20 protein-coding genes are annotated in these 23,705 nt (G+C 61.0%); 5 read left to right on the top strand and 15 right to left on the bottom strand.

The window, feature by feature from the left end; genetic code table 11:
• Positions 1 to 32 precede the first annotated feature (32 nt).
• The 5 genes from QTH97_RS16755 to QTH97_RS16735 all read right to left on the bottom strand — a co-directional run bounded on the left by QTH97_RS16755 (position 33) and on the right by QTH97_RS16735 (position 6,964).
• The gene (locus QTH97_RS16755) at positions 33 to 833 is read right to left on the bottom strand and encodes a class II aldolase/adducin family protein (RefSeq protein ID WP_286569456.1); all 801 of its coding nucleotides are present in this window, start codon (positions 831 to 833) and stop codon (positions 33 to 35) included.
• A gap of 353 nt (positions 834 to 1,186) precedes the next feature.
• Entirely contained in the window at positions 1,187 to 2,284 is a 1,098-nt protein-coding gene (locus QTH97_RS16750; protein WP_444813445.1) for an alpha-hydroxy-acid oxidizing protein, read from the bottom strand.
• Between the two features lie 96 nt (positions 2,285 to 2,380).
• A complete protein-coding gene (locus tag QTH97_RS16745) occupies positions 2,381 to 3,871 on the bottom strand; it encodes a benzaldehyde dehydrogenase (protein ID WP_286569453.1) in 1,491 nt (496 codons plus the stop codon).
• A 42-nt stretch (positions 3,872 to 3,913) separates the two neighbouring features.
• The gene (gene mdlC / locus QTH97_RS16740) at positions 3,914 to 5,497 is read right to left on the bottom strand and encodes a benzoylformate decarboxylase (protein ID WP_286569452.1); all 1,584 of its coding nucleotides are present in this window, start codon (positions 5,495 to 5,497) and stop codon (positions 3,914 to 3,916) included.
• Between the two features lie 78 nt (positions 5,498 to 5,575).
• Entirely contained in the window at positions 5,576 to 6,964 is a 1,389-nt protein-coding gene (locus tag QTH97_RS16735) for an MFS transporter (RefSeq protein WP_286569450.1), read from the bottom strand.
• 427 nt (positions 6,965 to 7,391) lie between these two features.
• On the opposite strand from QTH97_RS16735, the gene QTH97_RS16730 reads away from it, so the two are divergent.
• On the top strand, positions 7,392 to 7,490 hold the full coding sequence (locus QTH97_RS16730; protein ID WP_286569487.1) for an IS66 family transposase zinc-finger binding domain-containing protein: 99 nt from the start codon (positions 7,392 to 7,394) through the stop codon (positions 7,488 to 7,490).
• A 75-nt stretch (positions 7,491 to 7,565) separates the two neighbouring features.
• On the top strand, positions 7,566 to 8,405 hold the full coding sequence (locus QTH97_RS16725; RefSeq protein WP_286569485.1) for an IS66 family transposase: 840 nt from the start codon (positions 7,566 to 7,568) through the stop codon (positions 8,403 to 8,405).
• 51 nt (positions 8,406 to 8,456) lie between these two features.
• Here QTH97_RS16725 and QTH97_RS16720 read toward each other — a convergent pair whose 3' ends face one another.
• Positions 8,457 to 9,470, bottom strand: a complete 1,014-nt coding sequence (locus tag QTH97_RS16720) for a helix-turn-helix domain-containing protein (RefSeq protein ID WP_286569448.1) — start codon at positions 9,468 to 9,470, stop codon at positions 8,457 to 8,459.
• A gap of 178 nt (positions 9,471 to 9,648) precedes the next feature.
• Here QTH97_RS16720 and QTH97_RS16715 point away from each other — a divergent pair, with 178 nt between their 5' ends.
• Positions 9,649 to 10,653 carry a carbon-nitrogen hydrolase family protein gene (locus QTH97_RS16715; RefSeq protein WP_286569447.1) on the top strand — a complete coding sequence of 335 codons (1,005 nt, stop codon included), beginning with the start codon at positions 9,649 to 9,651 and terminating at the stop codon, positions 10,651 to 10,653.
• Positions 10,654 to 11,196: 543 nt separating this feature from the next.
• Here QTH97_RS16715 and QTH97_RS16710 read toward each other — a convergent pair.
• Positions 11,197 to 12,153 carry a LysR family transcriptional regulator gene (locus tag QTH97_RS16710; RefSeq protein ID WP_286569446.1) on the bottom strand — a complete coding sequence of 319 codons (957 nt, stop codon included), beginning with the start codon at positions 12,151 to 12,153 and terminating at the stop codon, positions 11,197 to 11,199.
• Between the two features lie 108 nt (positions 12,154 to 12,261).
• Between QTH97_RS16710 and QTH97_RS16705 the strand changes: the two genes are divergently transcribed.
• Positions 12,262 to 13,344 (top strand): Gfo/Idh/MocA family protein, encoded by a 1,083-nt coding sequence (locus tag QTH97_RS16705; RefSeq protein WP_286569445.1) that lies wholly within the window; start codon positions 12,262 to 12,264, stop codon positions 13,342 to 13,344.
• A 65-nt stretch (positions 13,345 to 13,409) separates the two neighbouring features.
• Here QTH97_RS16705 and QTH97_RS16700 read toward each other — a convergent pair whose 3' ends face one another.
• Positions 13,410 to 14,090, bottom strand: a complete 681-nt coding sequence (locus QTH97_RS16700) for a GntR family transcriptional regulator (RefSeq protein WP_286569444.1) — start codon at positions 14,088 to 14,090, stop codon at positions 13,410 to 13,412.
• Positions 14,091 to 14,237: 147 nt separating this feature from the next.
• Here QTH97_RS16700 and QTH97_RS16695 point away from each other — a divergent pair, with 147 nt between their 5' ends.
• Complete coding sequence (locus QTH97_RS16695) at positions 14,238 to 15,173, top strand: D-2-hydroxyacid dehydrogenase family protein (RefSeq protein WP_286569443.1); 936 nt, start codon at positions 14,238 to 14,240, stop codon at positions 15,171 to 15,173.
• Between the two features lie 123 nt (positions 15,174 to 15,296).
• Here the strand turns inward: QTH97_RS16695 and QTH97_RS16690 are convergent, their stop codons facing one another.
• The 7 genes from QTH97_RS16690 to QTH97_RS16660 form a co-directional block, all read right to left on the bottom strand.
• Positions 15,297 to 16,673: an MmgE/PrpD family protein gene (locus QTH97_RS16690; RefSeq protein WP_286569442.1), complete on the bottom strand. Its 1,377-nt coding sequence runs from the start codon at positions 16,671 to 16,673 to the stop codon at positions 15,297 to 15,299.
• Positions 16,674 to 16,752: 79 nt separating this feature from the next.
• A complete protein-coding gene (locus QTH97_RS16685) occupies positions 16,753 to 17,520 on the bottom strand; it encodes an SDR family oxidoreductase (RefSeq protein WP_286569484.1) in 768 nt (255 codons plus the stop codon).
• A 50-nt stretch (positions 17,521 to 17,570) separates the two neighbouring features.
• Positions 17,571 to 18,539: a Bug family tripartite tricarboxylate transporter substrate binding protein gene (locus QTH97_RS16680; protein ID WP_286569441.1), complete on the bottom strand. Its 969-nt coding sequence runs from the start codon at positions 18,537 to 18,539 to the stop codon at positions 17,571 to 17,573.
• 89 nt (positions 18,540 to 18,628) lie between these two features.
• Positions 18,629 to 19,384 (bottom strand): SDR family NAD(P)-dependent oxidoreductase, encoded by a 756-nt coding sequence (locus QTH97_RS16675; protein WP_286569440.1) that lies wholly within the window; start codon positions 19,382 to 19,384, stop codon positions 18,629 to 18,631.
• 138 nt (positions 19,385 to 19,522) lie between these two features.
• Positions 19,523 to 19,948, bottom strand: coding sequence for a Zn-ribbon domain-containing OB-fold protein (locus tag QTH97_RS16670; RefSeq protein WP_286569439.1), 426 nt, complete (start codon positions 19,946 to 19,948; stop codon positions 19,523 to 19,525).
• Positions 19,949 to 19,952: 4 nt separating this feature from the next.
• Positions 19,953 to 21,077 carry a thiolase family protein gene (locus QTH97_RS16665; RefSeq protein WP_286569437.1) on the bottom strand — a complete coding sequence of 375 codons (1,125 nt, stop codon included), beginning with the start codon at positions 21,075 to 21,077 and terminating at the stop codon, positions 19,953 to 19,955.
• Between the two features lie 11 nt (positions 21,078 to 21,088).
• Positions 21,089 to 23,677 (bottom strand): CaiB/BaiF CoA-transferase family protein, encoded by a 2,589-nt coding sequence (locus QTH97_RS16660; protein WP_286569436.1) that lies wholly within the window; start codon positions 23,675 to 23,677, stop codon positions 21,089 to 21,091.
• Positions 23,678 to 23,705: the final 28 nt, after the last annotated feature.

The following is a 23,705-nucleotide window of genomic DNA, read 5'->3' as shown; positions in this document are numbered from 1 at the left end:
TGCGGCTCTAGCCATTTGCAGCAGAGTGCCTGCTACTCCTTGTAGGACGGGTCGATTCGATCGAGCAGGCGAAGGAGCGCCCGCCAGTCGCGGCCTTGCAGGAAGGACGCATCGTTGTCGAACTGCGAGGCAGTGTGCTCGCAGACTTCCGGCGGAGGAAGCGTCATCGGGCGGTTCCCGGCAAGCGCTGCCACCTGGATCTGGCAGGCGCGCTCGAGAAAGAACATCTCCTTGAAGGCGTCTCCCACGGTCTTGCCCACCGTCAACAGCCCGTGATTGCGCAGGATCAGGACCTTCTTGGCGCCGAGATCCTGCACTAGGCGACGCTGCTCGTCGAGGTCAAGCGCAATTCCTTCAAAGCCGTGGTAGGCCACGCGGTCATGAAAACGCAGTGCATGCTGCGAGAGCGGCAGCAAGCCTTCGGCTTGCGCTGATACGGCAACGCCGGCGGCCGTATGCGTGTGGAGCACGCAGACTGCATCGGGTCTTGCCTGGTGGATGGCGCCGTGGATCACGAAAGCCGCCGGGTTCACGTCGTACGGATCGTCATCGACCAGGTTGCCATTTACATCGACCTTGACGAGGTTGGACGCCGAGACCTCTTCGTACAGCAACCCGAAAGGATTGATCAGGTAGTGATCGGGGGAGCCCGGGATCGCCGCCGAGATATGGTTGTAGACCCAGTCCGTCATGCGGAAATGGGCAACCAACCGGTAGCAGGCGGCGAGCTCGACGCGCATCGCCCACTCGGCCGGATCGACGCGGTTGGCCTTGCGCCGGCTTTCGGCGAGTGCTTCAACCAGCTGGGGGTTTGTGAGGGTCATCTTGGACATGTTGTCTCCAGGTTGTTTGTCTCAGTAGGTTTAAGTGCTCAGCGCTCCGGCGCAAGCTTTGCGAAGCGGGGGCGAGTGAGTATTGAATTTCGATGCGGAACTTGAAATTGCCTTTTTGCGCAAAAGCCATGCTCTCTGGGACATGGATTCAAAAGCAGCAACCTGTGCTTCGTTGGACCGGTTGGACCGACAAAGTCCTCTCTCGACTCGACGTTTTTTCCAGGCCTATAGGCAGCAAGATGATCGGAAAACGTAGTGGATGCCGCCTTGCGAAGTTGCATGCGAAGTCGGCTCTCGAAGGTTGAGCCGACTTGCCGCCCTAGGTTTTTATCTAGTAACGCAATTGACCGACGCTACCCCTCTGCCTCGCCAAGGCTGCGGGGCACGGTGTGGCCCAATATGAACTTCGAGCCGAGGTCGGCAGCCCGAGCGCATCCGATCAGCGCAAGCGTCGTGTCGATCTCTTGGCGGATGATCCGCAGCACGTCGGCGACTCCTGCTTCCCCGCCTGCAGCGAGCCCGTACAGCGTCGCGCGCCCCAACATCACTGCGTTCGCGCCAAGCGCCAATGCTTTCACAACGTCGGCACCGCGGCGAAATCCGCTATCGACCAAAATCGGCTGGTGGAGCCGTCCTGCGAATTCAGGTAGCTTCGCAATTGGCGCGGCGACGTCTTCTAGCTGGCGTGCGCCGTGATTGGAGATCACCACGCCATCGACCCCCAGCCCGACACAGCGCTCGGCTTCATCGGCGCTGAGTACTCCCTTGACAAGCAAGGTGTGGGGCCAAAGATCCCGCAGCGCCTTCAAGTCATCCCATGCAAAGCTGGCGTCCATCTGGCGGTTCATGAGCGCTGCCTGCGCATTGACGTCTGTGCTTCCCGCGCTGGCGAAGTTGGCAAGCGCCGGCAACCCGTGACTCAGTTGGCGCATCAGCCAAGAGGGGTGCATGACTCCGTCCAACATGGCGCGAGGCGAGTATCGGAACGGTATCGCAAAGCCGTTCCGCATGTCCCGTTCACGCTTACCGTTGACCGCCACGTCCACAGTCAGGACAAGCGTCTTGTAGCCCGCCGCCAACGCGCGATCGGTCAGGGATCGGGCCAATGTACGTTGAACGACGTAGAGCTGGAACCAGAGGTCGCCGCCAGCCCGATCGGCCACCTCCTCGATGGTGACGTTGGAAGCAGTGGAGAGCACGAAGGGAATGCCCGCGTTTGCCGCAGCACGCGCGAGCATGACGTCGCCATCCGCCCATAGCGCCCCATTCAGACCGGTAGGGGCGATGACGAGCGGCATCTGCTGCTTTCGTCCGAACAACTCGATCGAGAGGTCGCGTTTACTCACGTCCTCCAACCGCTTGGGGTCGAAGCAGATGGTCTCGATGGCAGCAGCGTTGCGCCGCAGTCCGCGCTCGCTTTCAGCCGCGCCGTCCAAGTAGTCGAATACCATTCGCGGTAACCGACCCGCCGCGAGCTTTCGGTAGTCCTCGACGTTGCGTGGCTTGCCCAAGAGCGTGCTCCCTCGAATGCCAAGACGGTCGACGCGTCAGAACGGGTACGCTTGAGCCGTGCCACGCACGGTGACCCACTGCCACTGCGTGAACTCTTCCCAGTTGGCGGGGCCGCCGATGCTGGTTCCGTTTCCGGAGGCTCCAACGCCTCCGAACGGATTGACAACGTCGTCCGCGACCGTCTGGTCGTTGATGTGCAGCAGGCCTGTGCGAAGACGATTGCCCAGGCTGAACGCGCGACTCACGGAGCGCGAAATGACGCCGGCGGACAGGCCATATTCGGTCTGGTTGGCCAAGGTGATGGCTTCTTCATCGGTCTCGAAAGTCGTGATTGGCGCGACAGGGCCGAACACCTCCTCTTCGAAGGCCGGCATTCCGGGACAGACTCCGCTGAGCACGGTCGCCTTGAAGAACAAGCCTTCATGGGTACCTCCCGCTTCAAGCTTGGCTCCAGCGGACACTGAACGGTCCACGATGTCCTGGGCGTGAGCGATCTGCGTGCGATTGATTAAGGGTCCAAGTGCAACCTGGTTTGTCGAAGGATCTCCGACCGGCAGATTGCTCGCCTTCTCAGCGAGCCGTCGCGTGAATTCCTCTGCGATCCCGCGCTGAACGAGGATGCGACCGGTTGCCATGCAGATCTGGCCCTGATGGAGGTAGGCGCCCCAAGCCGCATTGGAGACGGCGAGGTCCATGTCGGCGTCATCGAGCACGATAAGAGAGTTCTTGCCACCCAGTTCCAGCGATACCTTCTTGAGGTGTCGGCCTGCCAATTCTCCGACCTTGCGCCCGGCTGCCGTGGAGCCCGTGAAAGCAATCATCGCGATGTTCGGGTCGCTGCACAGCGCTGCGCCGGCATCTCCGCCACCCGGAAGAACATGGAGGACGCCCTCGGGCAATCCGGCCTCGGCCAGCAACTGCGCGATGACGACGCCACCGCTGATCGTTGTCCGGGGGTCCGGTTTCAAGACGACTGCATTGCCTACCGCCAACGCCGGCGCGACGGCTCTCATCGCGAGATACAACGGAAAATTGAACGGCGCAATGACGCCGATTACCCCGAGGGGCAGCCGTCGGCACAGGCTGATTCGGTCGCTGCTGCCGGGAAGCACCAGCCCCTGCGGTTGAGAGGGCATGGCGGCTGCTTCCCGCAGGCTGCGGATCGTGATCCCCATTTCGAATTCGGCTTTTGCACGCACCGAGCCGCTTTCACGAACGATCCAGTCCGCAAGCTCTGGCAGATGGGCTTCGGCAAGATCGGCCGCTTTGCGCAGTATGCGGGCTCGCTGTTCGAAATCGAGTTGATGCCATGCGCGCTGGGCGTCCCGCGCAGTCGCAGCGGAGCGCGAGACTTCCGCGGCGCCGACGAGAGCGATGCGGCCGATCGCTTCGCCCGTCGCTGGCGAAAAGACATCGGTCGGCTGACCCACGCGTTCCCAGCGCCCATTGAATATGGCATCGCGCCAATTGGATTCGTCAAGCCATGCGCTCTTGGCGGCAGAAGTGGTGTGTTGAGCTGTTTCCATGAATGTCTCCGTTCATTGCTGCATTGCAGTTGTTTCAGTTGATCAGCAGGTTGCTACTTCGATGAGGATGGGTTCTTCTTGATCCAGGGCTGCCGTCAGCACCTCCCGGAACCCTTGTTCCGTGTCGGCGGTGACAGCACGCACGCCGTATCCGCGTGCCAGCGAGCAGAAATCGATGCCTGGCACATCGAGGCCGGGCACGTCCTCGACCTGGAGCGTGTCAGCGAACCATCGCAACGCGCCATAGGTCCCGTTCTTCAAGATCACAAAGATGGCGGGGACCCGATGTTGTGCCGCCGTCCAGAGGGCGGTGATAGAGAAGTTGGCCGAGCCATCGCCGATAACGGCAATCACGCGTCTGTCCTGGCAAGCCAACTGCACGCCGATTGCCACGGGAATTCCGAAGCCCAGGCCGCCGGCGGCGGGAAAGTAGTAACTGCCGGGCTCTTCCATCGGCAACCGATCCCACAGGATGTTGGTCGTTGACGTCGACTCATTGATGTAGATCGCATCGCGCGGGGCCAACTCCGCGAGCACGTCGAATACAACCTCCGGCGCGAGTCGCTGGGCATGGCCAGACGGTGGAGCCTTGGGGGGCGCGGACCGACCGTTTGGCTTGGGCCGTTCGGAGGCCGAGGCCGACTGGGCGATCAACTCTAGGGTAAGTCGAATATCCGCCACGATCGCGTGCCCCATAGGTGCGCGTGCTGCCTCCTGCGGGTCACAGGTGATGTGGACCACTTCGGCACCTTCGGGCAGCAGCACGCCAGGCTCGAACTGGTGGTAGCGAAAGACCGGCGCGCCGACAACGAGGATCAGGTCGTGCCCGTCGAGCAGCCGCGAGATGGAGGCGATTCCGGCCGGCAGGATTCCCCGTAGAAATGGATGCGTTGTCGGGAATGGACAGCGCGCCGACGACGGTGCAATCCACACGGGGAGACGCTGTTTCTCTGCAAGCTTGACGGCTGCCGGCTGGGCTCTGGTCGCATCCACATCCGATCCCAGAACTAGCACTGGATTGCGAGCTTGCGCGAGCCGATCCGCCAGGTCATCGAGCACCTGCGTCGATGGGACTGTCGCCCCGCTCACGACACGCGAATAGAGCAACTCGCTTTGCGGCGCGCTGGGGGCATCCCAGTCGTCATAGGGAACCGACACATACACCGGCCCCTGAGGCGGTAGCGCTGCCATGTGAATTGCTTGGCTGATCGCCCGCGGCACATCTTGCGCACTGGCAGGTTCGTAGCTCCATTTCACCAGCGGCCGCGGCAGCGATACGGCATCCACATTCGTCAACATCGGTTCCAAGCCGATCATCGAGCGCACCTGCTGCCCCGCGGTGATCACCAGCGGCGAATGCGAAGACATGGAATTGGTCAGCGCGCCCATCGCGTTCCCCGTGCCGGCTGCTGCATGAAGGTTGACGAAAGCTGGCCGACCGGTGGCTTGCGCGTAACCATCCGCCATACCCAGTACGACGCCCTCATGCAGACCAAGAACGTAGCGAAAGTCTGTCGGAAAGTTCTTGAGAAATGGAAGCTCGTTAGAGCCAGGGTTACCAAAGATCGTCGTCATGCCGCGCTCTCTCAGCAGCTCGTAGGTAGTGGTGTGGACTGTCTTGGTCATAAACGCATCGGAAATTGAGAAAAGGAATGCAGAGGTGGACGGGAACCGCGCGAGTTCCCGTCGTCCGTCTGGCGTGAGCTAGTGGGTCATCGACGACGCTGCTCCCTCAAGCCCGGGCTGCCGCTTTTGAACCGGACGAATCTGACGCTTGACCGTCCAGAGGCAGACCAGTACGCCAATCATGGCGATACCGAGCATGGTGAAGTAGGTCGCGGCACCGCCGGCTGTTATCACCGCGGCTCCGGCAAAGGAACTCAAGATGGCTCCTAGGCGGCCGATTGCGAGCGTCGCTGCGGTGCCTGTCGCACGTACGTTGGTCGGATAGACGTTGGCGCAGAGCGAATAGATGATGCATTGCACGGTGGTCACGAACAGTCCGTGCACGCCCACGCCAAAGATCAGCAGCGAGGTGCTTTGCGTCGGATTCACTCCGACCAGAAGGAAGGCACTGATGGCGCCGCCCGCGCTGAATATTGCCAGCGGCCAACGGGAGCCGTAGCGAGCAACGGCCGCTGCACAGATCAACGCGCCGCACACGCCTCCGAGGTTGTAGGCGGTCAGGCCGGAGCCGGCGACGGCCGGGCTCAGTCCTTCGTTGGCCAGCATCGTCGGCAGCCAACTAAAGGCGCTGTAGACGGCGAGCAAGCAGGCGAAGCAGGCGCCCCAGAGCGCAAAGGTGTCACGTCCCCGCCCGTCCTGGAACAGCGCTCGGATGCCTGCGTTTTCGGAGACCTCTTGCTCTCTGCTGTCGACGAACGCGGTTCCCGTTGGAACCGGGCGTTTCATCCTGCCTAGCAGCCTGGTCAATTCCGGCCAGCGCGCGTGATGGTGAGCGAGGAACCTCGGCGATTCCGGCAACTTCAGCAGCAGCACGACGGCGAGCGTGAGCGGAAGCAAACCGCCGATCCAGAAAAGGCCACGCCAGCCGAATGCGGGCAGCACAAAACTCGCAAAAATCCCGGCAAGCATGCCGCCTAGCGGAACACAGACGATGGTTGCAGTAATTGCCATCGTACGGCTGCGCGCCGGCGTAAATTCCGCCGTCATGGTCGTCGAGGTCGGCAGGGCGCCGCCAATTCCGAGGCCTGCGACAAAGCGAAGCGCGGCGATTACCCAAAGATTCGGGGCAAATCCAATGGCGCAGGTTGCAATGCTGAATATGACAACGCTTAATATTACCGCCATGCGGCGCCCGAAATGGTCAGCGAATAAGCCTGCGCACGCGCTGCCGATGCCCATGCCGACAAGGCCCGATGCCACTACGGGGGCAAAATCGCCACGCGTCAGGCCCCATTCCTTGATGAGAGAGGGTATGGCGTAGCCAATGAGCTGCCCATCGAATCCGTCTGCCACGATGGCAAATGCCGCGAGAATGACGACCAGCTTCTGCATCGTTGTCCATGGCCCATCGTCGAGAATCTGCCCAATATCAACAGCACGTATGTTGGGGTTGCTCGACGCGCTCATCGTGATGCTCCTTTGTGCTGATCGAGCCCGACGAGGCGACGCAGCAGCGGTCCTCCAACGGCAATAGGGAGTGGGCAGCCATGCGACATTGCAATTGACTCGATGTAGCGTGGCGGCTCGGAATAACAATTCCGATATTCATCTGTTTCCATCTATATGTCTCCGTATAAAGCGTCAGAATGACGCGATGTTTTGGCGTCGGTGAGTATGAAACTCCATCATTTCAATTGCCATTGCCGTTTTACGGAGAAGTCATTACCGTTTGGCATGTGAGGTTGCGCTCATGCGCCAAGGTCGGCACGGCTTGCAGCGATCCCTTGATGCAGCCAGTGAACTTCGCGACCGCCAAATCCGACGCCGCCAACGCACCGGAGATCGATCGCAAGCTGCCCGCGCACCTGTACCGGCCTGCGGCGGCCGTCTTCGCCTGATTGGTCACGACGTCTCGGAGCAACTCGAGTACATGCCTTCGCGCTTCAAGGTGATCCGTCATGTGCGGCCTAAGCTGTCGTGCGTCGCTTGCTAAGCGATCTTCCAGGCCGCCGTACCGAGCCGGCCGATCGCACGCGGCGTAGCCCCCGGCCCGGGACTCTTGGCCAACGTGCTGGTGTCCAAATACTTCGATCACATTCCGCTGCACCGCCTGAGCCGCATCTACGGCCGCGACGGCGTCGTCATCGACCGCTCGACCATGGCCGGCTGGGTGGGCCAGAGAGAGAAGCTGTTCGACCCGCTGGTGGCCGCGCTCGGGCGCTACGTGCTGGCCGGCGAGAAGGTGCATGCCGATGACACGCCGGTGGGTGGCCGTGCTCGATCCCGGCCGGGGCCGCACCAAGACCGGTCGCTTGTGGGTCTACGTGCGAGACGACTGGCCGGCTGGCAACACAGAACTGCCTGCGGCCTGGTATCGCTACTCGCCCAACGCAGGGGTGAGCATCCGCAGGCACACCTTGCGAGCTACAGCGGCATCCTTCAAGCCGATGCCTACGGCGGGTACGGCAAGATCTATTCGAGCGGGCACGTCGTCGGAGCTTCTTGCTGGGCTCACGCGAGGCGACCGTTCTCGGATCTGCACGAGAGCCAAGGCTTCGTGCCCGGGTCGATCGCCGAGCAGGCGCTGCAGCGCATTGCCGCGCTGTATGCGATCGAAGCCCAGATCCGAGGTCAACCTCCTGGGGTGAGACGCCAGGTGCGACAAGCGCCGCTGCGGGACGTCGCGATGAGCAAGCTGCCTATGAGCCGCCGCCCGAGCCGGTCAGGCCGGCGTCCCCTGCGCGCGAGTTCCCAACGCGGAGACACCGTGACGTTCAATGACCGGGAGGGGCGCAACGTCACCGGCGTGATCGTGCGCATCAACCAGCGCACCGCCGCCCTCGGCACCGGCGATGGCGAGACCTGGCGGGTACCGTTCCATGTGCTGCGCCATGTCCTCGAGGTCTGAGCCTCGTCGACCTATTCGCCAGCCGGCGTCAATAGGGCCTTAAGGCCCCGGTTACGCACGATGCGTTGCCGTCGAGATAGCTGCGCCCTGCCGAAACGCGCTGGGGGTCATGCCATGCTTCTCGCGGAACGCGCGCGAAAAATGGCTCATGTTCAGGTAGCCATGAGACATCGCGATCTGGGTTAAGGACTCCATCGACCGCGCCGGATTGCTCAGGCTGGCGGCGACACGTTCCAGTCTCTTCCTCGCGATGTAGGCTACAAGCGAATCCTCTTCGTCGGCCCACACGCGCTGAAGATGCCGCGTCGAGACTCTCATCGCCGCTGCCACCGAGGCGGCGCTGAGTTCGTCGCTGTCGATGTTTCGGTCCACGTGGTACCTCGCCTGCAGGACCATGCGCTCGCGATGCTCCGTTCGTTGCACGCTGCTTTCCTGTAGCGCCTCCTGCGCTGCGGCCCCAAGCAAGGACGCCAATTGCCGCATCGCCGCTTCGGCCGCCTTTGAGGTGATGGTCAGCCGCTGCTTCATCAAGGCCAAGACGTAGGCCCTGACGAGCGGACCCATCCCGCTCTCGCCACTGAATGTGCGGGCAGCCAGTCGCTTGAGCGCGGTCCTGTTGCATCCCATCTGCTCGACGGGTATGCGGAAGCTGGCAACCTGCATGCCGACCGGAATCTGCAATTCGTAGGGTCTGTCGGCGACGCAGATCGAGAAGTCTCCGGGCGTTAGTAACCCTTCGTTGCCGAGTTGAGCAACCTGCATCTCGCCCCGTAGGAGGAGATTCAGAACAACGGCATCGGATGGTTCTCTATCGACTGCCCTGGCCAAGCGGCGCACCGACATCTTTCCAACGTGGATGGCGTTGGCCGAGCCGGTCGAACACGAGAACCCATCGAGCGTGCAAAGGAGGTCTTGGCCAGTGTCGGTCTTGCATTCCAGTTCGACCACCTGCTTGCGGACGACCTCGTTCCAGAATTCGGCGCGATCGGCGGGGCGCTCGCACGAGGTGTCGGCGCTTACAACGATGATGCCGGGTTCGGGGTGGGTCTGCTGTATCTTCACCATGATGGAGACCTCGTGGTGGCGAGAGCCGGGGGGCAACGGACGTCCATGCAATGAGTGTGCCTGCGCGTCGGATGCAGCACAACCATTGTTCGCAGTGAGCACAGCCGTGGCGACTCAGGCATTCGATCATTTAGTCCGTAAGTGGTCAATGTTCAGACAACCTTCTGGAGCCGTCCCGATGAGCAATCCCGTCCGCAACCAATACAAAGTCGCCGCCGTGCAGGCTGCGCCTGAATTCCTGAACTTGGACAATGGCATCGACAAGTCGATCCGCTTGATTGCGGAGGCAGCCAAGGCGGGTGCCGACCTGATTGCTTTCCCGGAGGTCTTCCTGCCGGGATACCCGTGGTGGATCTGGCTGGATTCACCGGCGTGGGGCATGCAGTTCGTGCAACGACACTTTGAGAATGCTCTGGTTGTAGGCAGCCCTCAGTGGCAGCGCCTTTGCGACGCGGCGGCGCAGAACAACATCTTCGTCGTCCTTGGTTTCTGTGAGCGGCTGGGTGGGACACTCTATATCGCGCAAGCCATCATCGATGACCAGGGCAAGGTGGTCGCGACGCGTCGCAAGCTAAAGCCGACCCATGCCGAGCGCACCGTCTATGGCGAAGGCGACGGCAGCGATCTGGCGGTGCATGACACCACACTCGGGCGCATGGGGGCCCTGTCATGCGCCGAGCACATCCAGCCGCTGTCCAAATACGCCATGTACTCGCAGCACGAGCAGATTCATATCGCAGCTTGGCCCAGCTTTTCGGTATATCGAGGCGCGGCGTTTCAGCTCAGCGCGGAGGCCAACCTCGCAGCGAGCCAGATCTACGCGCTGGAGGGCGGTTGTTTCGTCGTAGCGCCCTGTGCCACTGTGTCCAAGGAAATGATGGACATGCTGGCAGACACGCCAACCAAACGACAGCTGCTGCTGGAAGGTGGGGGCTTTGCCCAAATTTTTGGCCCTGATGCCAAGCCCCTGTGCGAACCGCTGCCGGAGACCGCCGAGGGTCTGCTGTACGCCGACATCGACCTCGGATTCATCGGCGTGGCCAAGGCCGCTTACGACCCGACGGGACACTATTCGCGGCCGGACGTGGTGCGGCTTCTTCTCAACAAAAAGCCAGGAACGCGGGTTCACGCATTCGACCCCGAATACACGGAGATCAGCGGCGCGGAAGAGGCGCCCCGCTAGCCCAGGGGCAGTTGGAGAACGCGCGCTCAACTACACCGATACCACTGGCCATTTACAGAGACTCTTTGCGTCGCCGATCGCGGCAACGAGTGCGCTCGCGGTAGTCGGTCCAACTGGCCGAGTTCGACCTTGTAGTTTGAGTCGCTGGTCGCAGAGCCTTTCGTGCTCGCTTGCGCGCGATCATCCGCTGGCGAAGAAGCGGCGCGTTCGTTCTGGATGGCGCAGAGAGTAGGAGAGGGTGATCGTACGAAGGATGAAAGCCCACCATTTGCCCTGGTTATGCACCCCTGTCAGAGGTTGCGAGATGGGAGCCATCGAAAAGATGAAACCAGGGCGATCGGTGCAGGGCAGAGGAGGGGGCAGGGGGATTCCCCCCCGAAGACCCATCCATGTCTGCTGTCCTTCGAGTTTGGCCGCCGAGTGACAACGGTCGTCCGCTCCGTCGCTGGTCCACCCTGCACTTGAAGGGCGGCGCTATCAAACAGCCGTTTATGGATCATCTGGCGTCCGCGGTAGGGCGGGTTAGGGCCCCGGAACAACCGCTCAACGCTCCATGTCAATGGTCGTTGTCGGAACGCGGCGCTTCTTTCGCTGGCCTGCGCCTGCGTCGAGTTCGCTCCCAAACCGTTCCACCACGAAGTCGACGAACGCCCGAACCTTCGGAGCCATATGTTTGCTGCTCGGCCACAAAATCTGGAAAACGATCGCGCTGTCTAAGTGCGTGTCCAGCACCACCTGCAGTCGCCCGTCAGCCAACGCGCCTTGCACCGCGAAGTCGGGCACGCAAGCGATGCCGCGTCCGTCCTCGGCGAGATGAAGGAGCGCAAGCAAGCTGCTACTAGCCAAAGTCATCGGCAACACAAGGCCGGACTTGGTATACGATGATTTTCGGAAGGGCCAGTCTTCAAGCTTGCCGGAGGTCGGGGAACGATAGTGCAGGCAGCTGTGATTTACGAGGTCGTCCGGCCTGACAGGTGTTCCTCGTGCCTTGAGATAACCGGGCGTCGCTACGAGGCACAGCCGGGATATACCCAATCGCTTTGAAACCAGCCGTGAGTCTTTCAGCTCGCCGCCGCGGATAACCACGTCCAGACCCTCATCGATCGCGTCCGCGACCCGATCGCTGAAAGCGAGGTCCAGTTCAATCTCGGGATGCCGGGCCATGAATGCCGAGACCACCGGGAGCGGCAGGCCTGCAGCAAGGGGTAGACCGACCTTCAGCCGCCCGCGCGGCCGCTCGTTCAAGGCCGAAAGCTCGTTCTCTGCCGCTTCCACGTCCTCAATGATGCGGCGGCAGCGTGCAAGAAAAACTTCGCCTTCGGAAGTCAGCCGAACCGACCTTGTACTTCGCTGAAACAGCCGGACCGCGACGCGCTCTTCAAGCCGGCTGATGCTTTTGCTGACCGCCGATGCTGAAATGCCAAGCAGGCGCCCAGCAGCCACGAAGCTCTGTGCCTGCGCCGTTTGTACAAACACTTCTAGGCCGCTCAGTTTGTCCATTGCACGCCTCTCATTCAGGACAAATTGTCATCGATAAGCTGAGCGGCGCCTACCTTAATCCATGGTGGATAGCGCCCTACCATGACCCCTTAGGAACAAAGGATCACGATGAGTGCAAAAATTCGCGTAGGAATAATCGGCAGTGGAGGCTGGGCCCGGTACGGCCACATCCCTGCGCTCCAAGCACTGGAGCAGTTCGAGATTGTTGCCTTGGCAGGCCGGAATTTGACGAAGGTCCAAGGATATGCAAAGCAGTTCAGCATTCAGCGTTCATTCGGCAGCGCTGAGGAGCTCATCGCTGATCCCGACGTCGACCTGGTCGTGGTGTTGGCACCGACTCCCGAGCACGGTCGCCTGGCAAGGGCCGTGATTGCTGCGGGCAAGGATGTCTACACTGAGTGGCCGCTGTCCACCACGACAGCCGAGTCAGAACAGATTCTGACGTTGGCGAAGGTCAAGGGCATTAAGCACGTCATTGGCCTGCAGCGTCGCTTTTCACCAGCCCACCGCTATTGGCGCGATTTGGTACGCCAAGGGCACGTGGGGAAAATCAGGTCGGTTCGGATGTCGGTCGGGGTGGACGCCTTCGGCGCTGTGATGCCGGAGGCAGTCAAGTGGGTACTCGATCCCGCGAACTTCACCTACCTGCTGCCCGTGTACGGCGGGCACTTCCACGATGTCCTTTTCCAGGGCGTCGGCTTCCCTGAACAACTGGCTGCGGTGATGGAAAGCCAGTTCCCCATAACGACCATTGCAGAGACAGGTGAAAAGGTCCCGTCGGCAGGAGCAAATCAAGTGATGGTTATGGGCAAGCTGTCCGGAGGTGGCTTGTTCACTGTCCAGCTTGAAGGCGGACAGGTAAACCGCACGGGCCTGCAGATTGACATCACGGGGACCAAAGGCGCCCTGCGGATCACAAACCCGCGAGGCTTTCAGAACCCTGAAGACCATGCCGTCTGGGCGATGAGCGACGACACCGGTTCATTCAAACTAATGCCGACCCCTGCGGAATACATGCCGCTGCCCGTCTCGCACCTGGATGCAAGCGTTCAGGATGTGGCGTACCTGTACGCGGCCTATGCCCGCGACAAACGGACCAGCTCGACCGATGCGCCGAGTTTCGAGGACGCGATACGACAGCACCGGCTCATCGACGAGATCCGCCAAAAGTCGGAGGCATTCGGCGTTTAGGTGCGACGCGCTTCATGGCATCGCAGACCACTGGCGATCGCCGGTGCGTCTCCTCAGGGGAGCTGCTAGGCCGCTCTCGCGACTAGCTCATCGCGCGACGCAGCCAACTCCGCAGTACGGATCATCGATATGTCATCCCAGCCAGACCCGATGTGAGAGCACATGGCGTCAACCGCTTTGTCGACCTCGCCAGCGCCTGCGAACTTGAGGAAGGCGTTGTGTTCCTGGATGACCACCTTTGCGCGCGCAGTCTGGCCACGCTCGGACGTGATGAAAGGATACTTGGCCCAAAGGACGCGCACAAACTGCAGCGTCTGCGGGCGCTCAGCCAACTCGTAAAGGCGAAAATGGAACCTAACATTGGCCCGCCGCGCAAGCTGAAGGTCGTTGGCTTTGGCCCCTCGGATGTAATCGCGTTGCGCTTCATGTAGGCTTTCCAAGCCTTCCTTGGTCAGGCGTTCGACCGCACGGCGCGTCAGCTGGCGCTCAAGGGTCATCCGCAGTTCAAGGATCTCCTGCGCATCCTCGAGATCGAACTCTGGGATCGACAGTCCTTGGTGAGGCCTGCTAACGATGTATCCCTCCATCTCGAGGGCCTTGAGTGCCTCACGGACAGGGGTAACGGACACACCAAGCTCTTCTGCGATTTGGACCTGCTTGAGCTTCTCGCCTCGGGCGTACTCGCCAGCAATGATCCGCTCTCGCAGCTTCTCGGCAACCTGATCCAACTTTGTCACGAACGCCACGATGATTCCTTGCACGATTTGCAGAGCCCCGGAGGTCTACGCGCGGACACACGTGCCCGCTGATAGACGCAGCAGAGCGCCGTATAATTTATATTTTACTCCACGCCTGCCTTTGGCAGAACCTGATCTTTCGAGAAGGTGGACCCTATGCGGATTGCGATTCTCGATGACTACCAACGGATTGCTCTGCGACTCGCGGACTGGACCGCTGTCCAAACCCGCGCCGAGGTCAAGGTGTTCGACCGGCACCTCTCGGAAGTCGAGGCAGCTGCGGAACTCCGCGATTTCGACGTCCTGTGTTTTCTCCGTGAGCGGATGGCGATGCCTCGGTCTCTGATTGAACGGCTTCCGAACGCAAAGTTTTTCTCCATCACTGGCCCCCATCATCGCACTCTGGACACGGCGGCAGCCGAGGAGCGGGGCATCCGCTTGGCGTACGCGGAAGGACCTCCCGGCACTGATGGGACGACAGAGCTGGCGTGGGGATTGATCATCGCGCTTTCCCGTCATCTTGCGGTGGAGATTCCCGCGATGCGCCAGGGCGCTTGGCAAACGACCTACGGGCGACGGCTACGCGGTCAGACTCTCGGCCTTGTCGGGTTGGGTCGACTGGGAAGTCACATGGCGGCGATCGGAAAGGCGTTTGGCATGGAGGTTATCGCTTGGAGCCAGAACATGACCGCCGCATCGGCGAGCGATGCTGGCGCGACCCACGTCACGAAGGACCAGTTGTTCGCCAGAAGCGATTTCGTGAGCCTCCATGTCGTCCTGAGCGAACGTACGCGCCACCTGGTCGGGCGCAGAGAGCTCGACTTGATGAAACCCGATGCCTTCTTGGTAAACACCGCGCGCGCAGGCCTGGTCGATACGGACGCCTTGCTCGACACGCTGCGGGGCAACCGCATCGGTGGGGCCGCAATCGACGTCTTTGAGGAAGAACCCCTGTCTCCGTCACACCCGTTACGCGGGCTGAACAATGTACTGTTGACCCCGCATCTCGGATATACGACAGAAGACAATTTGCGCGCCTTCTATGAAGGCACGGTCAAGAACGTCACCGCTTACCTAGACGGCAAATTGTGAGGCGGGGCACCCCTGCGTGATGTGAGACCTGGCCGAGCAGCCAAGCCTGGTCCACCCGCGCATCGCGCGGCGACAGTCACTCGCCTTGGAGACGAGTACCGAAGAACGTTCGGACTGACGCTGTTATCGGACGATCTCGAGCAACTCTCGTATGTCCGGAATTTGGTCGACGTGATCGATCGCCTCCGCCAGTTGTTTGGCACGCACCTGTCCGATGACATCGCTTGCCAATACTCCGAATTTGTCGTGCAGGCGGCGCCCCTGCTCGACCAGGTCAGTGGCCGGCATGCCGGTGTCGCAACTGGCCTGTAAGAGCCGTCCGTCGTTCAGCTCGACGTCGACCTCAGTGAGGCACATAGGCCAACCGCGTTGCATTGGCCGTACGGCAATCCGGTCGCGCAAAGAGCACAGGTCCGCGCGCTGGGTAAGCTCATCGGTGTAAGTTGATGGCAGTGATGTGTCTTCACCAAATAGCGCTAGCGCAGTGTTAAACCGCAGGCTGAACTTTGCTTGGAGGCCGGTCTCTGGGGCGGCGATGTTGCACATGGAGTCCGCACCCGGTTCAACCCGAAGTACCACCCTTCGGATCTGGTCTGGAACGAGGTTGTGCTCATCGCGTAGCCGGCGTGCCGCACTGATTGCACCGTGCGTGCCGTAGCAGGCCGCACTGAACTTGAACAAATTCTCCGAGATGTGCGCTCCCCCACTGGCCGGCGCCAGCGCCGCCTCTGTGTCGCCTCCCGAACTCTGAGTAAAGGCAAAGCCTTGCGAGCACTCCAGAATATCCAGACGGCTGGTGAAGCCGCGGCGCGCAAGTTGAGCGCCAAAGAGGCCGTTCTCGCTGGCCTTTCCGGCGTGCAACGGCTTGCACATGGTTGCGAACTGACCTTTGAGCCCGGCGGCCTGAGTACCCGCAATCCCAAGGGCCCGCGCGAGCGCCTCCGGTTCCAGGTCCATCAACAAGCCTGCCGCCGACGCCGCACCAAAAGCACCGATGGTCGCCGTTCCATGGAAACCGCGGTTGTAGTGGTCCATCCCGACGAAACGGCCTACCATGACCGCCGCCTCATAGCCAGCCACGAACGCGGCCAGCAAGCGCGCGCCGCTCTTTTTATTCGTCTCTGCGGCAGCGAGGGCCGCAGGAAGGACTGCCGCCGTCATGTGCCCGAGTCCCGCGACGATCGTGTCGTCGTAATCGATCGCGTGACCCATGGCGCCATTAATCAAGGCTGCTTGACGCGCGCTGTACCGCATCTTCCGCTGTAAAACGGTAGCGACGGCAGAGCTACCCTCTTCCTCCGCCTGGGCTACGAGCATTTGAACCAATGGCTCTTTAGCCCCTGCCAGTGCGACTCCGAACCAGTCGAGCATGCACTGCTTTCCCAACATCAGTGCGTCGTCCGTGTGCTCCCCATGATAAAGGCGCGCCGCGCGCTCCACGACCGCTGAGGTCACGCCTGATGCGTTGGCGTTGTCCGAATTGGCTACATCATTGCTCAAGGTGCTCTCCTGAATGCCGGTATCGACGCCAGCACGAATGCGAAGTGACGGTGCAGAAACTCCCCCCATAGCGGTCAACCTACAGGGTGCCAGCGTAGATGCCTCCGTCGAGAAGGATGTTCTGGCCCGTCATGTATGAGGCTTGCTTGCTGCACACAAAGGCGCACATTGCGCCGAACTCTTCAGGGGTCCCCAACCTCCCCGCAGGGATCTTCTCCTCGAGCGCTGGGGCAGCTTGACGTTCGCCTTGGCCCTCCCACGCTTCCAGGGCCGTGCGCAAGCGGAGGGTGTCAAAGTAACCCGGAAGCAGGTTATTGATAGTGACGTTGTGCATTGCCACCTCACGCGCGACGCTGGCCACGAACCCAGTCAAGGCGAGCCGCGCACTGGTCGACAAGCCCAGCATTGGTTGTGGCTGCTTCACCCCGATTGAAGTGATGTTGACGATGCGCCCGAATCGTCGCGCGATCATTCCATCGATGAAAGCCCTCGTCAGAAACACCGCGCTGAGAGCATTGCTGTCCAGCGCCGAGATCCAGTCCTCTCGAGTCCAGTCTCGGAATCCGCCGGGCTTGGGTCCGCCTGCGTTGTTGATAAGGATGTCGACGTCGCCGCATTCCTCAACAATCCGTTGTCGACCAAATTCGGTCGAGACATCGGCGCAGACGGTCGAAACGATTCCAACCTCTCTTTGTAGCTCTTGCGCCGCGCGCTCCAGATCGTCTCGCCCGCGCGCTACGAGAGTGACTCGCGCCCCCTCGCTGGCGAGGACGCGTGCGCATCCTAGGCCAAGACCTTTGCTCGCACCGCATACGACCGCATGCCTACCTGATATGCCGAGATCCACAGTAACTCCAAGTTTGATGTTGAGCAGTCCGTTGAGCACACATGCTGTGCCTACTCCGCAATTCCAGCGGCCTTCACAATTTTTTCCCAACGATTGCTTTGTTCGTCGAAGAAGGCTTGAAACTGCGGCGCGGTCAGGATGAACGAGTCGAGGCTGGCCGAGCGAATGGCCTTTTGCGTCTCGGGATCGGCAACTGCCGCGTTCATGCTTTTCGACAGGGGTTCAACTACGCTGGAGGGTGTCCCTGGCGGAGCCACGAGGCCGAGCCATCCTTCAGCGACCACGTCAATATTTTGTTCTCGAAGCGTTGGGACGTGGGGCAGATGAGGGCTTCTTTCGCTTGCGATCACGCCGAAGAAGGTCAGCTCGGGATGGGACCTCGCAACCGGCACTCCCATGGCAATCAAGTCCACCTGGCCACCAGCGACCGCCAGCACGGCAGGCGCAGAGCCTTGATAGGGCACTTCCAAGAATGGCTCGAGGCCCGCCTCCCTGGTGAATGCATGAACGGTGAGACTCGACCCTGTGGCCTTTCCCCAGCTCGCAAAGCTCAGCTTGCGCTTGCGCGACAAGGCTATGAGCTCAGGGAGCGTCTTGGCCTCCAAACCGGGTCGGCCAGCAAGGACGAGCTGAGACTTCGCGACCGCTGTGACCGCTCTGAAGTCCTGTGCCTTGTATCGGCTCTTGGGATAAACATGGGGATAGATGGAATGCGTATCGAAGCTGGCCATCTGCAACGTATAGCCATCCGCGGGTGCGCGCGCTACGAACTCGCCCGCAATAGCGCCACTCGCTCCGGGTTTGTTCTCTACCACTACCGGCTGCCCAAGCTGCTCTTGTGCTGCTTTAGCGAGAACACGCGCCGCGAGGTCGACCGTACCGCCCGGCGAGAAAGGCACGATGATCTTGACGGGCTTCTCGGCCCGAAAGCCTTCCGACTTTTGCTGGGCGAGTGCTTGAGGACCCAACGCAAAGCAAAACATGACGGGAAGCAGAAAGGTTGGTCGTAGACCGTGCATTTGAATCTCCGGAAGGCGATAGTTCGATCGGGCCGAAGGGCCTGCAGACCTCGGGCATGGGGTTTTGGGAGCAGCAAGAAATGAGGGCACTAGAACATGAACTCGCCACCGTTTACGTGCAGCGCTTGGCCGCTGATGAAGTCGCCCCCTTCACTTGCGAGGAATAGGCAGGCCTTCGCAATGTCATCCACGTGCCCGCTGTGTCCAAGGGGAATCGAGGCGACGACTTTCTCAAGGTCAAAGTGGCTGTACTGGGTCATGTCCCGCACCGTGTTGATGTAGCCTGGCACGACCGTGTTGCATGTGATGTTGTGCACTCCCAGCTCCCTTGCCAGCGCCTTTGTCAGGCCATGCATACCCGCCTTGGCGGTGACATTCGCAGCGCGTTCCCCAGTGTGACCCGTGAAGCCGTCATATCCCGAAATGTGGATCAGGCGACCCCAGCGCCGCTCTCGCATGCCAGGCGTGGCCGATCGAGCCATGTAAAAGCATGAACTCAGGTTGCTGTTGATGGTGTTTTGCCAATCTGAAACACTGATGTCCTCAAACTTCAACTTCAAACGGCGACCGACGTTGCTCACCGTGATGTCGACAGCTCCGAACATCTCTTCAGCTTGTCTGACCATGGCCTCGATTTGCTCGGGATCACCAACATCGGCCATCACGCCCATGGCCCTGCCTCCGCCTTGCTTGATAGCTTCGACGGTTGCATTGACACTTTCCTTGTTGGAAGAGCCGTTGACGACGACATTCGCCCCTTCGCGTGCGAACATCTTCGCGATCGCCGCTCCGATGTTCTGTCCTGAGCCGGTGACGATTGCAGTTTTGCCTTCGAGTTTTCCCATTACGTTCTCCTGATCTTGTGAATGAGCCATCAAGTCGATGCTGTGCCGGGCGCGCGCCCAGTTGGCCCGAGCACGAAGCCAACTAGCGCAGGCTCAAAGCAAGGAAGCGCAAAATGAGCTGCGCTCGCGCGGGGCCCTTCAGGCAGATGTGAATCGCACGAGTGAAACCTCTTCGGTCACGTCGTCGAACACTGCCCGAACCTCCATTCCGACCTTTGGCGGCGGCCCCCCGTCTTCCCGGAAGTTGCTCACGATCAGCGGTCCTTCTTCGAGGCGAACCAGACAGACGTTGTATGGCAGTTCGTCGGCAAAGCCCGACCAGTACGCCTTGTGAAACTTCCCCCACGAAACCAGAGTTCCCCGGCCGCTGACCACCTGCCACTCCTGGTCGTCGGACAGGCAGACGGGACACACGGGCCCGGGTGGAAAATGGCAGTCACCGCACGCTGTGCACCGTTGCACGGAAAGTTCGTGTTTCTTAGCGTGGTCCCAATACGGACGTGTGAGCGAGTCGATCTTGGGCAACGGCTTGGTGTAGGTCTCGGACATGCTTTGTTGGGTCATGGCTTCAGCCTCGTGTGTAGATGATCGAACGCGTGCAGGGACAGGCTTGGATGTACTGCACGACATTGCAGTCCGGTATTTGGCGTTCGCCACATTCGCCACGAACCTGCCTGACTGCTTCGACGTTGAGCGCCCAACCTTGCATGTACGAGTTGGAAAGGTGGCCTCCATCGGTGTTGGTGGGAAGCCTGGAACCCAGGCGCAGAGAGCCTCCCTCGACGAAGGACCCAGAATCGCCGCGCTCGCAAAAGCCCAAACCCTCCAGGCTGAACAGAACCGTCGGGCTGAAGTTGTCGTACGCCATGAGCCCATCGATGTCGCTGTTCGATACGCCCGCCATCTCGTACGCTTGCTGCCCCGCCGAACGGGTTTCTTCGTACCAAAAGTTTTCGTCGAAGTTCGAGATGGAACTTCTGGAGAACGCGTCCTGCGCCCCGTAGCCGGAGATGTAAACAGGCGGCTTCTTCAAATCTTGCGCCCGCTCCTTCGTTGTCAGAATCATGCACACCGCACCGTCGTTGACCAGGCAGTAGTCCAGCAACCCCAGCGGCTCAACGATGCGGCGCGAGCGCTCATGATCATCAATCGTGATGGGGTGTCGCATGACCGCGTTTGGGTTCAGGATGGCGTGTTCTCTGAACGCGACGGAAACCTCGGCAAGCTGTCGTGTGGTGGTGCCGTACTGAGCCATGTGCATCTGGAACATCAGTGCATGGGCCGCACCTGGTGACGTCATCCCCCAGGGATCCCAAATTCCCGCCATGTCTTCGCCGCCATAGTTCATCCTGCGCGACCTACCAATGTTCGTGTAGATCAAGGCCACGTAGTCGGCGGCGCCGCACTCAAGGGCCATCATTCCCTCAATGATGCCCATACCCGACATGCGGCCGTGGCCGGGCAAAGTGACTGTCCAGCGTGGGTCGATCCCCAGCACCGCGCCCATCTGCGCGTAGTAGGGCACGCGGCAGCAGAGCAACCCGTCAATCTGGGCCTTTTGGAGACCGCTGTCCTCGAGCGCGAGCTTGAAGGCGTCAGCGCCTAGCCCATAGTCGCTTTTCTCAGGGAAACTGCCGTATGCGGTGTTGCCGACGCCTACGACGGCGAACTTGTTTTTGAGAGACTTTGGCATAGGTACTGCTTTCAAATGACGTTTTCACGCTGCAGACGAGCGACGTCGTCCTTCGTGTAATCCAGGAGCGTGGTGAGGATGTGTTCGTTGTCCTCCCCGTAGCACGGTGCTCCACGCCCAACCAGGCCTGCCGAATGCGCGGGCGTCGCTGCGAGCCGCGCCGGTACTTCAGCGACGGGCCACTGTCCGATCTTGGTTCCCGTGACTTCCGTGAGCCACTGGAGTGCTTGGAGCTGAGGGTCGCGGTCACATCGATCCCCGGCGGTCTGACATACCCCGGCCGGGACGCCCGCCCCTTGCAGTTGTGTCATGCATTCGTAAGCATCGACGCTCTTCGTCCAGTTGTTCACGAGGACATCGAGCTCGTCCTGGTGCGCCATGCGCGCTTCCAGGCTCGAGAAGCGAGCATCATCCCGAAGCGACTGCAAACCGCTGACGCTGGTGAATGCCAGCCATTCATCTTGGGTAAAGCAGGCGATTGCGATCCATCTGTCATCGCCGCGTTCTGGATCCGGTGCGCAGCGATAAGCTCCATGCGGCGCCGCAGACTTGTACGGAGAGCGATTTCCGATACGACTCCAGGTCCTTCCGTTCGCAGACCAATCCAGCACAGTGGGGCCGGTGAGGAACGTGCCGGCTTCGCACTGCGAGGAGTCAATGAACTGGCCTTCTCCGGTACGTTGCCGATGATAGATGGCCCCCAAAATCGCCAAGGCGAAGCCGTAGGCACCCATCCAGTCGAGGTATGAGTAGCCCCATCCGGCCGGCGGCGCCGGCTCGGGCAACCCGGACATGTCCGTGGTGCCGGCGAATGAAGCAGCCACAGGTCCAACGGTGCGGAATCGACCGTAGGTGCCGTAGCCGCCCATGCCGGACTGCTGGATGTAGATGATGTCGGGCTTGATCGACTTAAGCACCTCGTAGCCCAGGCCGAGCCGCTCAAGTACGCCTGGCGAAAATCCTTCGGCCACGACATCGCACTGCGCGATGAGGCGCTTGGCGATCTCTAGCCCTTCAGGCGTCCGGATGTTGAGCGACAGGCCCCGCTTGCCAGAATTCTTGTTGTTGAACTGCCCGCCCATATCCGCGTCCTTCACACCCGGCAGAGGACTCGTCGCGCTTTCCCGGGCTTCGCGGCCACCCACGGGCGCCATTGCCGCCATTCGGGTGTCCGGGTTCTCTTTCCATTCGACTTTCAAGACGTCGGCGCCGAGGGCCGCTGCGATGCGTGTCCCTCCAGCCGAGGCGAGGAACCAGGAGAAGTCGAAGATGCGGATTCCCTGGAGCGGAAAGGGCTTTCCGTGAGGCGAGAGAGCCGAAGTCAGTGCCGCGGCGGACCGGAGGGGCGCGGCCTCCAGTGGAGGTTTTGCTTCGACACGGACTGCTTTGCCGTTGTGCTCTCCAAGCAAGGGAGCGCGCCGACCGACCTGCCAAGACGTAGCGGTGCTGAGCCACTTGCTGGTCGCATACCGAAAACTGCGTCCGAGCTCGGGATGCCAGACATCTGCGAAGGATTGACGGGCTGCCCAATGGGGGTCCGTTGCGTTCTCATGAGGCTTACGCACTGGCGCCCAGAGCAGGCCGGCGTCTTGGGCCGCGCGCCATGGCAGATTGTCATAGGTGTAAGCCCCAACGAAGCGTTGGATGACCTCCAGCTTGTGCGCTGCGGCGTCGCTCAGTGGGGTTGCGCCAGGAACGCTGCGGCCCCCTGTATCAGTGCCCTCTTCGGGGAGTTGAAGGTCAGCAGCCATGCCGTATCGGCCAAGGAAAGGAACGAGCTTGGCGTCATCGCGGGCGGAAACACCCACGGTCATGATCCAACGCCCGTCTTTCGTGTGACTGAGACTGGGAACGCGGCTCGTGATCTCGGAGGCATGCCGGCAGGTTTGCCGATAGAAAGGAGCGCGTCGCATGATCCAAGACATCAGATCAAGTTCGGTGTTCTTCGACACTGCCTCATGGATCGCCACCGAAACGTCCTGACCTTCGCCGGTTCGCTCTCGGTGAATGATGGCTGCAGCAATGCCGATAGCCAACTGGTCACCTGCGATCTGGTACGCGTGCCATAGCTGCGGTGCGATCGGCGGCAAGTCGTAGTGGTCTGATGGATCTGGGTCATAGCCGCAGTTCATCATCACGCCGCCAAGGGCCAGGTGAACAAGGTCACTCCCCTTGAAGTTTTTCCAGGGCCCTACGTCACCGAAGGGCGTGAGCCGTGCCGTGACCAGGCTCGGGTTTCGCTTGCGAAGATCCTGCAAGCTGCAACCAAGAAGCTGGGCCAGTTCGCCGCAGCTGGAGTTAAGCAGCACGTCTGCGCCGACCAGGAGCTCTTGCAGGGTCTGTCGAGCCTGCTCACCATCTTGCGGCAGTTCAATCGACTGCTTGTTGCGATTGAAGTGCCAGAAGAACAAGGAGTTCTCGGCTCCCGCTTCGTCATTGAAGAATGGGCCGATCCTCCTGGACGGGCTGCCTCCATGAGGCTCCACCTTGATCACCTCGGCACCCAGCCCCGCCAGGAGCAAGCCGCAATGCTCACCCGTTTCGTCCGCGTACTCGATGACCCGAAGGCCGGCGAGCATGCCAGGTTTCGTCTCAGCCATGGCAGCCACCTACCGTCTCTACGTCTCG

Source organism: Variovorax gracilis (assembly GCF_030317115.1).
Lineage (GTDB): Bacteria > Pseudomonadota > Gammaproteobacteria > Burkholderiales > Burkholderiaceae_C > Variovorax > Variovorax gracilis.
Note: the sequence above shows the minus strand (reverse complement) of the source record. Positions and strands in the feature narration are given on the sequence as shown.